The sequence below is a fragment of the Mycobacterium adipatum genome, from assembly GCF_001644575.1.
GTDB classification, from domain to species: Bacteria; Actinomycetota; Actinomycetes; order Mycobacteriales; family Mycobacteriaceae; genus Mycobacterium; species Mycobacterium adipatum.
Map to the genome: position 1 here is coordinate 124,560 of NZ_CP015596.1, position 14,124 is coordinate 138,683.

Annotated in this window: 14 protein-coding genes; 7 read left to right on the forward strand and 7 right to left on the reverse strand. The window is 67.4% G+C overall.

What is annotated here, in order from left to right:
* Positions 1–8 precede the first annotated feature (8 nt).
* From A7U43_RS00615 to A7U43_RS00645, 7 genes are read left to right on the forward strand one after another with little or no spacing between them, the layout of a single operon-like run.
* On the forward strand, positions 9–1,325 hold the full coding sequence (locus tag A7U43_RS00615) for an MFS transporter (protein ID WP_067989881.1): 1,317 nt from the start codon (positions 9–11) through the stop codon (positions 1,323–1,325).
* Positions 1,326–1,332: 7 nt separating this feature from the next.
* On the forward strand, positions 1,333–2,481 hold the full coding sequence (gene rhaI / locus A7U43_RS00620; protein WP_067989883.1) for an L-rhamnose isomerase: 1,149 nt from the start codon (positions 1,333–1,335) through the stop codon (positions 2,479–2,481).
* Between the two features lies 1 nt (position 2,482).
* On the forward strand, positions 2,483–4,528 hold the full coding sequence (locus tag A7U43_RS00625; protein ID WP_067989885.1) for a bifunctional rhamnulose-1-phosphate aldolase/short-chain dehydrogenase: 2,046 nt from the start codon (positions 2,483–2,485) through the stop codon (positions 4,526–4,528).
* 47 nt (positions 4,529–4,575) lie between these two features.
* Positions 4,576–6,018, forward strand: a complete 1,443-nt coding sequence (locus A7U43_RS00630; RefSeq protein ID WP_156526050.1) for a rhamnulokinase — start codon at positions 4,576–4,578, stop codon at positions 6,016–6,018.
* Positions 6,015–7,247, forward strand: a complete 1,233-nt coding sequence (locus A7U43_RS00635) for an alpha-hydroxy acid oxidase (protein ID WP_067989889.1) — start codon at positions 6,015–6,017, stop codon at positions 7,245–7,247. Before A7U43_RS00630 ends, A7U43_RS00635 begins: the two co-directional genes overlap by 4 nt.
* 41 nt (positions 7,248–7,288) lie before the next feature.
* The gene (locus A7U43_RS00640) at positions 7,289–8,302 is read left to right on the forward strand and encodes an acetamidase/formamidase family protein (RefSeq protein ID WP_067989891.1); all 1,014 of its coding nucleotides are present in this window, start codon (positions 7,289–7,291) and stop codon (positions 8,300–8,302) included.
* Positions 8,303–8,312: 10 nt separating this feature from the next.
* Positions 8,313–9,065, forward strand: coding sequence for an SDR family NAD(P)-dependent oxidoreductase (locus A7U43_RS00645; protein WP_067989893.1), 753 nt, complete (start codon positions 8,313–8,315; stop codon positions 9,063–9,065).
* Positions 9,066–9,072: 7 nt separating this feature from the next.
* On the opposite strand, the gene A7U43_RS00650 is transcribed toward A7U43_RS00645, so the two are convergent.
* From A7U43_RS00650 to A7U43_RS00675, 7 genes are read right to left on the reverse strand one after another with little or no spacing between them, the layout of a single operon-like run.
* On the reverse strand, positions 9,073–10,239 hold the full coding sequence (locus A7U43_RS00650; RefSeq protein WP_067989896.1) for a cytochrome P450: 1,167 nt from the start codon (positions 10,237–10,239) through the stop codon (positions 9,073–9,075).
* On the reverse strand, positions 10,236–10,448 hold the full coding sequence (locus A7U43_RS00655; protein WP_156525801.1) for a hypothetical protein: 213 nt from the start codon (positions 10,446–10,448) through the stop codon (positions 10,236–10,238). The genes A7U43_RS00650 and A7U43_RS00655 overlap by 4 nt, the downstream gene beginning before the upstream one ends.
* 1 nt (position 10,449) lies before the next feature.
* Positions 10,450–10,851, reverse strand: a complete 402-nt coding sequence (locus A7U43_RS00660) for a hypothetical protein (RefSeq protein WP_067989901.1) — start codon at positions 10,849–10,851, stop codon at positions 10,450–10,452.
* Positions 10,852–10,864: 13 nt separating this feature from the next.
* The gene (locus A7U43_RS00665) at positions 10,865–11,554 is read right to left on the reverse strand and encodes a hypothetical protein (protein ID WP_411289556.1); all 690 of its coding nucleotides are present in this window, start codon (positions 11,552–11,554) and stop codon (positions 10,865–10,867) included.
* Positions 11,551–11,682, reverse strand: a complete 132-nt coding sequence (locus A7U43_RS30525; RefSeq protein WP_257747830.1) for a hypothetical protein — start codon at positions 11,680–11,682, stop codon at positions 11,551–11,553. Before A7U43_RS30525 ends, A7U43_RS00665 begins: the two co-directional genes overlap by 4 nt.
* A 14-nt stretch (positions 11,683–11,696) precedes the next feature.
* Entirely contained in the window at positions 11,697–12,482 is a 786-nt protein-coding gene (locus tag A7U43_RS00670) for a CbbQ/NirQ/NorQ/GpvN family protein (RefSeq protein ID WP_067989905.1), read from the reverse strand.
* Positions 12,479–14,011, reverse strand: a complete 1,533-nt coding sequence (locus A7U43_RS00675) for a nitric oxide reductase activation protein NorD (protein ID WP_067989907.1) — start codon at positions 14,009–14,011, stop codon at positions 12,479–12,481. Before A7U43_RS00675 ends, A7U43_RS00670 begins: the two co-directional genes overlap by 4 nt.
* Positions 14,012–14,124 lie beyond the last annotated feature (113 nt).

Below are 14,124 nucleotides of genomic sequence, written 5' to 3' on the forward strand. Positions count from 1 at the left end.
GGACACCCATGAAAATCGGAGCGCGCTCCACCACCGGCTGGCGGGCAACCATCGCGGTCGCCATGTCCAACTACATCGAGGCCGGGTCGATCATCGCGATCGCCACCAGCCTCGGGTTCTGGCAGGCCGAATTCGGGATCAGCAACTTCGCCGTCGGACTGCTCGCCGCCCTGAGCGCCAACGCCTTCGGCGCCGCCATCGGAGCCGCGCTCGGCGGCCCACTCTGTGACCGCTTCGGACGCAAGGCGATCTACACCTACGACCTGCTGGTGTACATGGCGGGCGTGCTGCTGGCCGCCTTCGCGATGAACTTCACCATGCTGCTCGCGGCGTTCGTCATCACCGGCATCGCGGTCGGCGCCGGAGTGCCGGCCTCCTGGACCTACATCGCCGAGCAGGCACCGTCGAACGAGCGCGCCAAGCATGTCGGCACCGCCCAGCTCGCCTGGTCGGTCGGGCCGTTCATCGGGTTCGCGCTGGCCGCCGCACTGGCACCGCTGGAACTGCTGGGCTCGCGCATCATCTTCGTGCACCTGTTCGTGGTGGCCGCCATCGTCTGGTGGATCCGGCAGGGCCTGCAGGAATCGCAGATCTGGAAAGACGAGGCTGTCAACGAGTCTCTCGAACTGAGCTCGACGGTCGGAGCCCGCGGCGTGCGCGGCCTGTTCTCCCGCAAGGTCAACATCACCGCCCTGCTGTTCCTCGGCGGCATCTACCTGTTCTGGAACACCGTCGCCGGCCAGGCCGGCATCTTCATGCCGCGTGTCTATGACACCGCCGGCCTGCACAGCCCCGTCCAGCAGAACCTGCTGCAGGTGCTGGTGTGGGGGTGCACCGTGGCCGCCACCTACTTCGGCTTCATGCGCTACGCCGACCGGGTCTCCCAGCGCGCACTCTACGTCTTCGGCGCCGCACTGGGCATCGTCGGCTGGATCGTGCTGGTCGCCTTCACCGACAGCGGTATCTCCACGATGCTGATCTTCGCTGTGCTGTGGGGTATCTCGGCCGGCATCGGCTGCCAGGCCTTCTACAGCCTGTGGGCCAGCGAGCTGTTCGCCACGCCGTACCGGGCCAGCGCCCAGGGCGTGATGTTCTTCGTGGTGCGCACTGCCACCGGCCTGCTCAGCTACTTCTTCCCGACCATGCTCGCCGCGACCGGGCTGACCACCGTCGGCATCCTGCTCGTCGGACTGCTCACCGTGGCCCTGATCATCGGGGCGGTCTGGGCGCCGCGCACCCAGGGTAAATCGTTGCAGCAGATCGAATCCGAGCGCTACGGCGCACCGGTCAGCGCGCCGGCACCTGCCCCCATCACCGCAGTCTGAGGATCACATGAACACCCCGCTCGACAATCTCGCCATCGAACTGCCCTCCTGGGCATTCGGCAACTCCGGCACCCGCTTCAAGGTGTTCGGTACCCCCGGCACCCCACGCACCATCGAGGAGAAGCTGGCCGACGCGGCCACCGTGCACCGCCTCACCGGGTTGGCACCGGCTGTCGCCCTGCACATCCCGTGGGACACGGTCGAGGACTACGCCGCCCTCGGACGCTACGCCGGTGACCTCGGGGTCCGGCTGGGCACCATCAACTCCAACACCTTCCAGGACGACGCCTACAAGTTCGGCAGCCTCACCCACACCGACAAGGCCGTCCGGCAAAAGGCGATCGACCACCACCTGGCCTGCATCGAGGTGATGAACCAGACCGGGTCCCGCGACCTGAAGATCTGGCTGGCCGACGGCACCAACTACCCGGGCCAGGGCGATATCCGCGGCCGCCAAGACCGGCTGGCCGAGTCGTTGGCCGCCATCTATCAACACATCGGCGCCGACCAGCGACTCGTGCTGGAGTACAAGTTCTTCGAGCCCGCCATGTACGCCACCGACGTCCCGGACTGGGGCACGTCCTATGCTCATGTGAGCGCACTCGGCGAACGTGCCAAGGTCTGCCTGGACACCGGGCACCACGCGCCGGGCACCAACATCGAGTTCATCGTGGCGCAGTTGCTGCGGCTGGGGAAGCTCGGCTCGTTCGACTTCAACTCCCGCTTCTACGCCGATGACGATCTGATCGTCGGCGCGGCCGACCCGTTCCAGTTGTTCCGCATCATGTTCGAGGTGATCCGCGGCGGTGGCCTGGAGGACGGTTCAACGGTGGCCCTGATGCTGGATCAGTGCCACAACGTCGAGGAGAAGATCCCCGGCCAGATCCGCTCGGTCCTCAACGTCGCGGAGATGACCGCCCGTGCCGCACTGGTGGACACCGACGCACTGACCGTCGCCCAGGAGGCCGGCGATGTGCTGGGCGCCAACGAGATCTTCATGAACGCCTTCTACACCGACGTCCGGCCGATGCTGGCCGAGCGCCGCGTCGCACAGGGCCTGCCGGCCGACCCGATGGCCGCGTTCCGCGACAGCGGCTACCAGGACACCATCAACGCCGAACGAGTCGGCGGAACTCAATCCTCGTGGGGAGCATAAGATGCCATCACTGACCAAAAGTCCTGTCGCAGCACTGATCGCGCGGTCCAACGCGTTGGGTTCCGATCCGAAGAACACCAACTACGCGGGTGGCAACACCTCGGCCAAGGGCACCGAAACCGACCCGGTGACCGGTGACGACGTCGAGTTGTTGTGGGTCAAGGGATCCGGCGGTGACCTGGGCACCCTCACCGAGAGTGGCCTGGCCGTGTTGCGGCTGGACCGCATGCGCGCACTGGTCGACGTCTACCCCGGCGTGGACCGCGAGGACGAGATGGTCGCCGCCTTCGACTACTGCCTGCACGGTAAGGGCGGCGCGGCGCCGTCCATCGACACCGCCATGCACGGCCTGGTCGACGCCGCGCACGTCGACCACCTGCACCCCGACTCCGGCATCGCGATCGCCACCGCCGCCGACGGCGAGGCGCTGACCCACAAGATCTACGGTGACCGGGTGGCCTGGGTGCCGTGGCGGCGCCCCGGATTCCAGCTCGGCCTGGACATCGCGGAGATCAAGAAGGCCAATCCCCAATCCATCGGCTGCATCCTGGGCGGGCACGGCATCACCGCGTGGGGCGAGACCTCCGATGAGGCCCAGGCCAATTCACTGGAGATCATCCGACTGGCCGAGGAGTACCTGGCCGCCAACGGCAGCGAGCAGCCCTTCGGCGCACCGCTGGACGGCTACGCCCCGCTGCCCGAGGATCGGCGCCGCGCGAAGGCCGCCGCGCTGGCACCGTTCATCCGAGGCCTGGCCTCGGCCGACCGCCCGCAGGTCGGTCATTTCACCGATGTCACGCCGGTACTCGACTTCCTGTCCGCTGCCGAGCATCCGCGGCTGGCCGCGCTGGGCACCAGTTGCCCGGACCACTTCCTACGCACCAAGGTCAAGCCGTTGGTGCTCGATCTGCCCGCCGATGCCGGTATCGAGGAATGCAAGACCCGACTGAGCGAACTGCACGAGCTGTACCGTGCCGACTATCGGGCCTACTACGACCGCTACGCCACCGCCGAGAGCCCCGCGATGCGCGGCGCCGACCCGGCCATCGTGCTGATTCCCGGCGTCGGCATGTTCAGCTACGGCAAGGACAAGCAGACCGCCCGGGTGGCCGGCGAGTTCTATCTGAACGCCATCAACGTGATGCGCGGCGCCGAGTCGGTGTCCAGCTACGCTCCGATCGACGAGTCCGAGAAGTTCCGCATCGAGTACTGGGCGCTGGAGGAGGCCAAGCTGGCCCGCATGCCCAAGTCCAAGCCGCTGGCCACCCGCATCGCGCTGGTGACCGGCGCGGCCTCGGGCATCGGCAAGGCCATCGCGACCCGACTGGCCGCCGAGGGTGCCTGCGTGGTGATCGCCGACCTGGATGCCGAAAAGGCCAGTGCCGCAGCAGCCGAGATCGGCAACACCGACGTCGCCATCGGGATCGCCGCCGATGTCACCGACGAGGACGCGGTACAGGCCGCCGTCGACTCGGCCGCACTGGCCTTCGGCGGCATCGACATCGTCGTCAACAACGCCGGGCTCTCGCTGTCGAAGTCGTTGCTGGACACCACCGCCGCGGACTGGGACCTGCAGCACAAGGTGATGGCCCGCGGCTCCTTCCTGGTCTCCAAGGCCGCCGCGCGCGCCCTGATCGACCAGAAGCTCGGCGGTGACATCATCTACATCTCGAGCAAGAACTCGGTGTTCGCCGGCCCCAACAACATCGCCTACTCGGCCACCAAAGCCGATCAGGCCCACCAGGTTCGGCTGCTGGCAGCCGAACTCGGCGAGCATGGCGTGAAGGTCAACGGCATCAACCCCGATGGGGTGGTCCGTGGTTCCGGGATCTTCGCCGGCGGGTGGGGCGCCAAACGCGCCGCGGTGTACGGGGTGCCCGAGGAGGAGCTCGGCGCCTATTACGCCCAGCGCACCCTGCTCAAACGCGAGGTACTGCCGGAGAACATCGCGAACGCCGCGTTTGCGTTGTGCACCAGCGACTTCTCGCACACCACGGGGCTGCACGTGCCGGTCGACGCCGGCGTCGCCGCAGCCTTTCTCAGGTGAGCGGCCAGGTCGCGGCCATCGATCTCGGCGCCACCAGCGGCCGGGTCATGCTCGCCGATATCGGCCCCGGCCGCCTCGAGCTCGAACAGGTCGCCCGGTTCGCCAACGACCCCGTGCAGCTGTGGAACGGGCACCGCACCGCGCTGCACTGGGATGTGCCAGGCCTCTACCGTGAGGCCTGCGCCGGGCTCGCAGAGGCCGGCCGGCGCTCGGACCGCCTGATCACCATCGGCGTCGACTCCTGGGCCGTCGACTACGGACTGCTGCGTGACGGCGCGCTGCTGTCGCTGCCCTACCACTACCGGGACTCTCGTTGCGAGGACGGTGTGCCCGCGGTGCACCGCAGCATCGACCCCGCCGAGCTGTATGCCCGCAACGGGCTGCAGTTCCTGCCGTTCACCACGATCTACCAGCTGGCGGCCGAAAAGGTTTCCGGGCGAATCGATCTGGCCGACCGTGCGCTGCTCATCCCCGATCTCATCGGATACTGGCTGACCGGCCGCCGGGTGACCGAACGCACCAACGCCTCCACCACCGGCCTGCTGCACACCACCGGGTACTGGGACGATGACCTGGCCGCCCGCGTCGGGCTGCGCGCCGGCCTGTTCCCGGCGCTGGCCGAACCCGGCACCGAGCTGGGACCGCTGCTCGGCGGCGTCGCGGCGCCACTGGGTCTGTCGACCCGCACCACGGTCACCACCGTCGCATCGCATGACACCGCCTCGGCGGTGGTGGCGGTGCCGATGGACTCCGATACCGCGGCCTACATCTCCTGCGGGACATGGTGTTTGGTCGGCGTCGAGGTCTCCGGACCGGTGATCAGCGAGGCGGGCAGGCAGGCGAACTTCACCAACGAGGTCGGTGCCGACGACCGGATCCGCTACCTGCACAACGTGATGGGACTCTGGCTGCTCAGCGAAACCGTGCGGCAGTACCAGCGGGAGGGCTATCGCGCCGACCTGTCGGAGCTGCTCGCCCAGGCCGGCGAGGTGCGCCCGATGTTCGATGTCTTCGACACCGCCGACCCGCGCTTCCTGGCTCCCGGCGACATGCCGGGCCGCATCCGCGACTGGTACGACGAGCGCGGACTGCAGGTGCCGATGACCCGCCCCGAAATCGTGCGGGCCATCGTGGAAAGCCTCGCCGCCGCGTTCGCCGACGGTGTGCAGCGCGCCGCCGAGTTGTCCGGCACGCCGGTGCGCACCGTGCACATCGTCGGCGGCGGGTCGCAGAATCGGCTGCTGTGCCAACTCACCGCGGACCGCACCGGGTTGCCGGTGCTGGCCGGTCCGGTCGAAGCCACCGCGCTGGGCAACGTCCTGATCAGCGCCCGCGCCCACCATCTCGTCGACGGTGACCTGGAGGCCCTGCGCCACCTTGTCGCCACCCGATTCCCGCCGCAGCAATACACGCCCCGGACCCGGCGCACCAGTATCTCGCGTACCGTCGGGGCAGGAAAGGGCAGCACAATGAAAGAGGTTCGGCCATGAAACGCCGCATCCCCAAGGTCGCCGACCTCGCCCCACTGATGCAGTTCAAGAAGCCGGAACTGAATGCGCGTACCCGCCGCCTGGCCGCCGCGCTGACCGTCGAGGACCTGCGCACCATCGCCAAGCGCCGCACCCCCAAGGCCGCGTTCGACTACACCGACGGCTCCGCCGAAGCCGAGCTCTCGCTGTCCCGGGCCCGGCAAGCCTTCCAGGACATCGAGTTCCACCCGGCGATCCTGCGGGACGTGTCCAAGGTGGACACCAGCTGCACGATTCTCGGCGGCCGCTCCGAGCTTCCGTTCGGCATCGCACCCACCGGTTTCACCCGGATGATGCAGACCGAGGGTGAGTACGCGGGTGCCCGGGCCGCCGCTCGCGCCGGCATCCCGTTCTCGTTGTCCACCATGGGCACGGCGTCCATCGAGGACGTCAAGGCCGCCAATCCGCACGGACGCAACTGGTTCCAGCTCTACATGTGGAAGGACCGGGACCGCTCGATGGCCCTGGTCGAGCGGGCCGCCGCGGCCGGCTATGACACCCTGCTGGTCACCGTCGACGTCCCGGTGGCCGGGGCCCGGCTACGCGACAAGCGCAACGGCATGTCCATCCCGCCCGCGCTGACGGCAAAGACGGTGCTCAATGCGCTGCCGCGGCCGCAGTGGTGGATCGACTTCCTGACCACCGAACCGCTGGCCTTCGCCTCGCTGGACCGTTGGTCGGGCACCGTCGCCGAACTGCTCGACACCATGTTCGACCCGACCGTCACCTTCGAGGATCTGGCCTGGATCAAGTCGCAGTGGCCGGGCAAGCTGGTGGTCAAGGGCATTCAGACGGTCGCCGACGCCCGCGCCGTCACCGACCTCGGCGTCGACGGTATCGTGCTGTCCAATCATGGTGGACGCCAGCTCGATCGGGCCCCCATTCCATTTCACCTGCTGCCTCAGGTCGCACCGGCGGTGGGTGACCGGACCGAGATCATCCTGGACACCGGCATCATGTCCGGCGCCGATATCGTCGCCTCCATCGCGTTGGGTGCCCGCTTCACCCTGGTCGGCCGCGCCTACCTGTACGGGCTGATGGCCGGCGGGGAAGCCGGCGTGGACCGGATGATCGCGATCCTCTCCGATCAGATCTCGCGCACCATGCGGCTGCTCGGTGTCGCCTCGCTCGACGAGCTGGAACCGGGGCACGTCACGCAGCTGCAGCGGTTGGTGCCGCGGCAGATCTAGTTTGGGTGGCGGCGGGGAGCCGATGCGACAAGGATGACTTGATGGACCACATCACGTTCGTCCCGTCGCCCGAACAGTTCGCGTTCACCTTCGGCGGCGCCGAGCCGGTGTTACGGATCAAAGCCCCGACGGTGCTCACGTTGTGGACCGAGGACGCCTACGGTGGCCGGATCACCAGCGCCGACGATATCGCCAGCAGCGCGCTGGACACCGAGGACCTCAACCCGCAGACCGGACCGTTCTGGATCGAGGGCGCCGAACCCGGCGACACGCTGGCCGTGCACCTGGTCGATCTCACCCCGGCCCGCGGCTGGGGCGCGTCCACCCTGATCCCGTTCTTCGGCGGGCTGACCAGTGTGCCGGTCAGCCCGACGCTGCAGGATCCGCTGCCCGAGCGGACCTGGATCTACGAATACGACTCGGCGACCAAGACGGTCGGTTTCGCCGCGAAGGGCAGCAATTTAGAGGTGGCGCTGCCGGCGAACCCGATGCTCGGCACGGTCGGGGTCGCGCCCGCCCGCCGGGAGGTCCGCACCTCGCTGGTGCCCGATGTGTTCGGCGGCAACATGGACACCCCGGAGATGACCGCCGGCGCCACCTGCTACCTGCGGGTGAATGTGCCCGGAGCGCTGTTCTCCCTGGGCGACGGCCACTACCGCCAGGGTGAGGGCGAGTCGTGCGGCACCGCGGTCGAGGGCGCCATGAACGTCACGGTGATCATCGAGTTGATCAAGGGCGGCGGACCGGCCTGGCCCCGGCTGGAGACCGACACGCATCTGATGTGCATCGGATCCGGCCGCCCCCTGGAGGAGGCGTGGCGGGCCGGGCAGGTCGAGATGATCACCTGGCTGGGCGAGCTCTACGGGCTGGACCGGCTCGACGCCTACCAGTTGCTCACCCAGATCTCGCTGGCACCGATCGCCAACGTGGTGGACACCAACTACAGCGCGGTCACCAAGATCGACAAACGCCTGCTGCCCGCGGCACCCGCGTACGGCGGTGTGCACACCGAACTCCGCTCGGCGGCCGCATCATTCGGCACCATCACCTATTAGGAAGGCACTCATGGATCTCGGACTCACCGGAAAGCGCTTCGCAGTCACCGGCGGCACCCGCGGTATCGGTCGGGCCGTCGTGGAGGGCCTGATCGCCGAGGGCGCCCAGGTTGCCTTCTGCGCACGCACCTCCGAGGAGGTGGCGCAGGCCCAGCAGGAACTCGGAAGTGCGGCATCGGGTACCGCGGTCGACGTCGGCGCCACCGCCACACTGGCGACGTGGGTGAACTCCACCGCCGAGGCGTTCGGCGGCCTCGACGGTGTGGTCGCCAATGTCAGTGCCCTGGCGATCCCGGAGTCCCCGGAGAACTGGCGCACCACCTTCGAGGTCGACCTGATGGGGACGGTGGGTCTCGTTGACGCCGCGCTGCCGTATCTGGAGGCCTCCGGCGCCGGGTCGATCGTGACGATCTCCAGCGTCTCCGGCCGCGAGATCGACTTCGCGGCCGGGCCGTACGGCACCATGAAGGCGGCGATCATCCACTACACCCAGGGTTTGGCGTTCCGACTGGCCGGAAAGGGTGTGCGCGCCAACACCGTCAGCCCCGGCAACACCTACTTTCCGGGCGGTGTGTGGCCGTCCATCGAAGAGAACGACCCCGAGCTGTTCGCCACGGCCCTCGCGCTCAACCCCACCGGCCGGATGGCTACTCCGAAGGAGGTGGCCAACGCGGTGGTGTTCCTGTCCAGTGCGGCAGCGAGTTTCATCACCGGGACGAACCTGCTGGTCGACGGGGCGCTGACCCGCGGGGTGCAGTTCTAGTCGACGGTCAGCCCAATACCAGCGGTAGCCGCGGCAGCGTGCACGTCGGGGACGGCCAGGTGATCTCCGGGACATAACCGGGTTCCAGCCGGAAATCCGTGATGCGGGCCAGCCATTCGGTGACGACGAGCTTGAGTTCCATCCTGGCCAGGTGCGATCCCAGACACCGGTGCGGTCCCCCGCCGAAACCCCAGTGCTTGTGCAGCTTTCCGTCCAGGACGAAATCGTTGACCGAGTGCTCGTCGCTGCCGTCACGGTTGATCGCAGCGATACACAGCCGGACATCGGCCCCGGCGGGCAACGTGACGCCGGCGACGGTCACCGGCTCAGTGGTGACGCGACCGACGATCGGGGCCGCCGGTTCCAGCCGGATCATCTCCTCGACGAAGACCGCGACCGCGTCGGGGTCGTCCCGCAGCGCCGCACGCAATTCCGGCCTTCGGGCGAGTTCCGCCATTGTCGCCCCGATGGTCGAGGTGACCGTGTCCAGCCCGGCCAGCACGAACACCATGGACAGCCCGACCGCTTCGTCATCGGTGAGCGGCTCCTCGGCATGCAGCAGATCCGACAAGATTCCGGGTCTGCGCTGATTTCGCTGCTGGGCAACTGCTTCGGTGAGGTAGGTGAACATCTCGACAGCGGGGGTGAGGTCCACACTGGACGGGTCATCGGTGAGGCTGAACGCGATGATGGCGTCCTTCCACCCGACGAGTCGGTCTCGGTCTTCCAGCGGCAGCCCGAACAGCGTGAGGAACACCTGTGACGGGTACGGCGTGGCGAGTTCGGTCATCACCTCGCAGGTGTCCTGTTCTGCGATCCCGTCGATGATGTCGACGGCCTGTGCCTGCAGGGACGGCAGCAGTGCATTCAAGGTCTGCGGGCTGAAGAATTGGTGCAGGATGCGCCGGTACCGGGTGTGCTCCGGCGGATCGAAACCCAGTGGCACCAAAGGGACCGGGCTGATCATGTCGTCGTAAGCGATACCGGAGGAGAACACCGCGGGATTGCGCAGCGCGTCGAGCACATCCTCGCGGTGGGTGAGGTAATACCAGCCGTCGCCCCACACGACGGGACCCAACTCACGTAGCGCGGCCCACCCCACTCCGCGGTCCCGCGTCATCGGCAGATCTTCGTAGCGGACGTGCGGCAGCCCGAGCTCCCCGGCAGCGGTCATGGCCGGACCAGTCGGCGCGGGCGGACCACGCCGCGATCGAGATGAGTCACCCAACCGGGTTCGGCGTCGCAGACCGCGGGGATGGTGCCGGCCTCGTGGCACACCGGGGCGCCGACGAGTTCCAGGTCGGGTTGTTCGTGGTCGGCGGCGAGGGCGAGGCTGCCGACATTGCCTGTGGCCCATTGAATGACGCGCAGCGGGGGCGCCATCTCAGCCACCCTGTCCGGCAAGGCGGGCCTGCCGCGCCTCGTACCGGTCGACCAGTTCTCGGAAGCCGAGCCGGTCGTACTGCGGGATGGGCTGGATGCCCCAGATGTCGCGGGCGGTGTCCTTACCCTCGGCACCCTCGGGCGGCCCGAGCGGCGGGTACGGGAACTTGCACTCCAGGGTGTCGTCGGAGTACCGAACCTTGAGCAGTTCGCTGCAGATCTGGGTCAGACTCAGGGTCGGGTAGCCGTAATAAACCGCCATGAAGGGCAGCGTGAAGGCGCCCTCCAGTACGAGTGCGACCAGGCAGACCAACACGGCGCGCTTTATCCATTTGTGCATCCGGGCGTAGTAGGGCGTGGTGCCCGGCGGCAGATCCTCGGTGATCTCTTCGGTGGTTGTCACGATGATGCTCCTTCTAGTCCGTGAAGATTTCGCGGTTCACCGTGTGTAGGTACGGGATCGCCAGGAACGGGGTGATGTAGAAGATGTCGTAGAGCCACCAGCCGACGACCGGGAAGATCACGCCGGCGAAGCGGACGTCGGCGAACATCGTCATGTTGAACACATAGATGCACCAGATCAGCACGCCCATCCAGCAGGTGACGATCATCCATTGGTGGCCCCAGCGTTTCATCTGCAGGAAGCCGATGGCGGCGGCGCAGCGCATGGCGAAGACCGTGATGATCATGCCGAACACCATGGACTTCTCACCGGGTCCGGCGGCACCGCCGACCCAGAGTTCGTTGTAATGCCAGAAGTATCCGGCGTCGAACATGTGCCCCCAGCCGACCATCAGTACCCGGTTGATCAGGGTGTGGTTGGCGACCAGGTCCAGCGCCCAGCCCAGGCTGTTGAGCATGCCGTCGATGAGCGCCAGGTAGCCGATCAGGGTGACGATCATCGGACGTACCGACAATCCGGCGCGCTGCGCCTGGCGCTGCAGCCACACCCCGCGCATGAAGATCGGGAAGCCGATCAGTCCGGGCGCCCACATTCCCATCAGGGCGGCGCCGACGATCATCCATTTGTCCGCGCGGCGCTGCGCAAGTCGGGATTGCCCGCCGTGGTCCTCCAGGCCGACGGAGTCCCCGACGGCCACACTCACAGATACCACCAACCCCGTTCGAAAGACATGTAGAGCTGGATCAGGAACATCGTGAGCAGGTAGCCGTAGATGGCAACCTGAAACACGATGAGCGCCCGCTTACGCTTCTTCTCTTTCTGGTCGACCATGACGAATTCCCCTCCTAGAGTGTGTCGACGGCCAGTAGGCCGGCCGCCGCGATTTCACGCAGACCTTCACTGATCGCGCCGTCGGTGCTCAGCGGCGCCAGGATGCACGCTTCGGCGGCTTCCACTTCGTTGGCGCCGGCGGCGATGAAGTGGGCGGCGGTGACGAGAACCCGGGTGGAGGGCGGCTCGAAGTGAAAGGCCTCCTCGGCGGTCCGGATCGCGATGGCGCACCGCACGAGTCGTTGCGCACAGGCAGGGTCGATGCCCGTCTCTGCGACGATGGCCTGGGCCTCTCTTTCGGGTGGCAGATAGCGCATCGCCACGGTGGCGAACCGCTGTCGGAAGGACGGTTTGAGCTCCTTGAGTGAGCTGCGGTACGCGGGGTTATAGGAACAGACGAGCATGAACTCGTCGGGCGCGGTGATGACTTCGTCGGCGCGGTCCAGATAGAGGGTGCGGCGGTGATCGGTGAGAGAGTGCAGGATGGCCAGCGAGTCGTGCCGGGCTTCGACCACCTCATCGAGGTAGCAGATGGCCCCGGCCTTGACAGCTCGGGTGAGTGGCCCGTCGGTCCAGACGACATCGCCACCGGTGACCATGAACCGGCCGACGAGGTCGGAACTGGTCAGATCGTCATGGCAGCTGATGGTCACCACCGGCCTGCCCAGCAGCGAGCCCATGTGTTCGACGAAGCGGGTCTTGCCGCAACCGGTGGGTCCGGTGAGCATGACCGGGATCTTGCGCGTGTAGGCCTGCTCGAAGAGCTGGACCTCATTGCCGTTGGCGAAGTAATTCGTCATGTGGTGACCAACTCCCTGTGCACATGGGCGAGTACGCGGGGCAATTCTTCGACGCGCCGGATCCGTTGCGAGCGTCTGGGTCCGAACACTTCGGGCAGCGGGTCCACCCGGGTCGGACCGACACCGACGTAGTAGACCGAGACGCCGGCGTCGTTGGCCTCCTGCACCGCGTGCGCGGCGTCCGACCATGCGTAGCGACCTTCATAGCCTTCGTCGGAGATCATGCCGTCGCCGATGATGATGAGCAGTCTGCGCTCCGCCGGCTGGGCCAGCAGCCGGCTGGTCAGGTGCCGGATGGGCGCACCGAGGCGGGTGTAGCCGCCGGTGGTCAGCCCGAGCCCGCTGGGCGGCACGAAGCGTACCTCCGGAAAATCCTTGAGGCACCGCACTTCCACGCGGTGCCGGGTGTTTCCGGTGAACACGAAGATGCCGTGCCGTTCCCGGGCGTGGGTCATCGCCCGCGACAGCGCGTCGGCGCAGGCCAACTCCAGCCGGAAGACCCGGCCGCCATGCACGCCCAGTGACGAGCTGCCGTCCAGCAGCAGTGCGGTGCTCACATCGCGGTTGCTGGGCAGTAGTTCCCGGAACAGCCGCGGCTCTCCTGCCTCGCCGGTGCGCAGGTCCACGTAATGACGGACGTAGGAGTCGATGTCGATATCCGAGCCATCCTCCAACCGGTTGATCATGGCGCGGTGGGTGTTCTCCTGGAACCACTTCCGCAGATCGGCAGACATTGTCGTGGCCGCACCGATCCGGCGGTCGCGGGCGATCTCGACGACGGCCACATGGTCGGGCAGGAACCGCTTCGCCCAGGCATTCCATTCCGGGTACGGGATGCCGGGGCGGTGCTCGGGTGTGACGTCCATATCGTTGTCCTGCGGCCTGCTCGGCGGGGGCAGGTTCGGGTTGCGCACTCCACCGTCGCCGCCGACGGGCACCGAATAGGGCCGCGGCATCCGCTTCTGTGTGGTGGTCCACGGCATCCGGCCGAACTGGCGACGCAACTTGTCGGCCAGCCCGATGGGCGTGGTGTAAACCGCGGGCAGGCTGCCCAGCAGCGGATGACCGCCGAGAGTCTCCGAGGTGCGGGCCAGTTCGATGGCCCGGCTGATCATGGTGTGGGCGTCCATGTGTGGGTCCGCCGGTGCCAGTTCTGGCAGCGCACGTGCGAATTCCGCCATCAGCCCCGGCCAGCGCGCGGCGACCCAGCCCAGTGCCACGCCGGCCTCGACGAGGGTGAGCGCACGTATCTCGCGGGCGGTGAGTTCGTGGACCCGATACTCACCGATCCGGTCTTTGGAGTCCGCGCATTGCAGGGCGATGCCGCAGGTCACCGTGCGCCGGGTCCAGTCCGCGACGCGTGGCGGAAACGGCACGTGCACATCGGTGCGCGAGTAGTTCAGGCCGAAGCCTCGGTGCGCCCCGGTGACCAGCCGAGCACCCGCTCTGCGCCGGTCGCTCAGCGCGACGGCGGTCAGCGCGCAACTACGTTCCAGTGCCATCGCCGTGCTGTCGCCGAGGTCGCCCATCAGTGCCGCGCGCTCAGAAGGTTCCGATATTGGAGAACATCCAATACCAGAACCAGATGACCAGGCCGGTGCCGCCCCACGCCGCGACGTAGCGCAGCACTTCCCACAGGTAG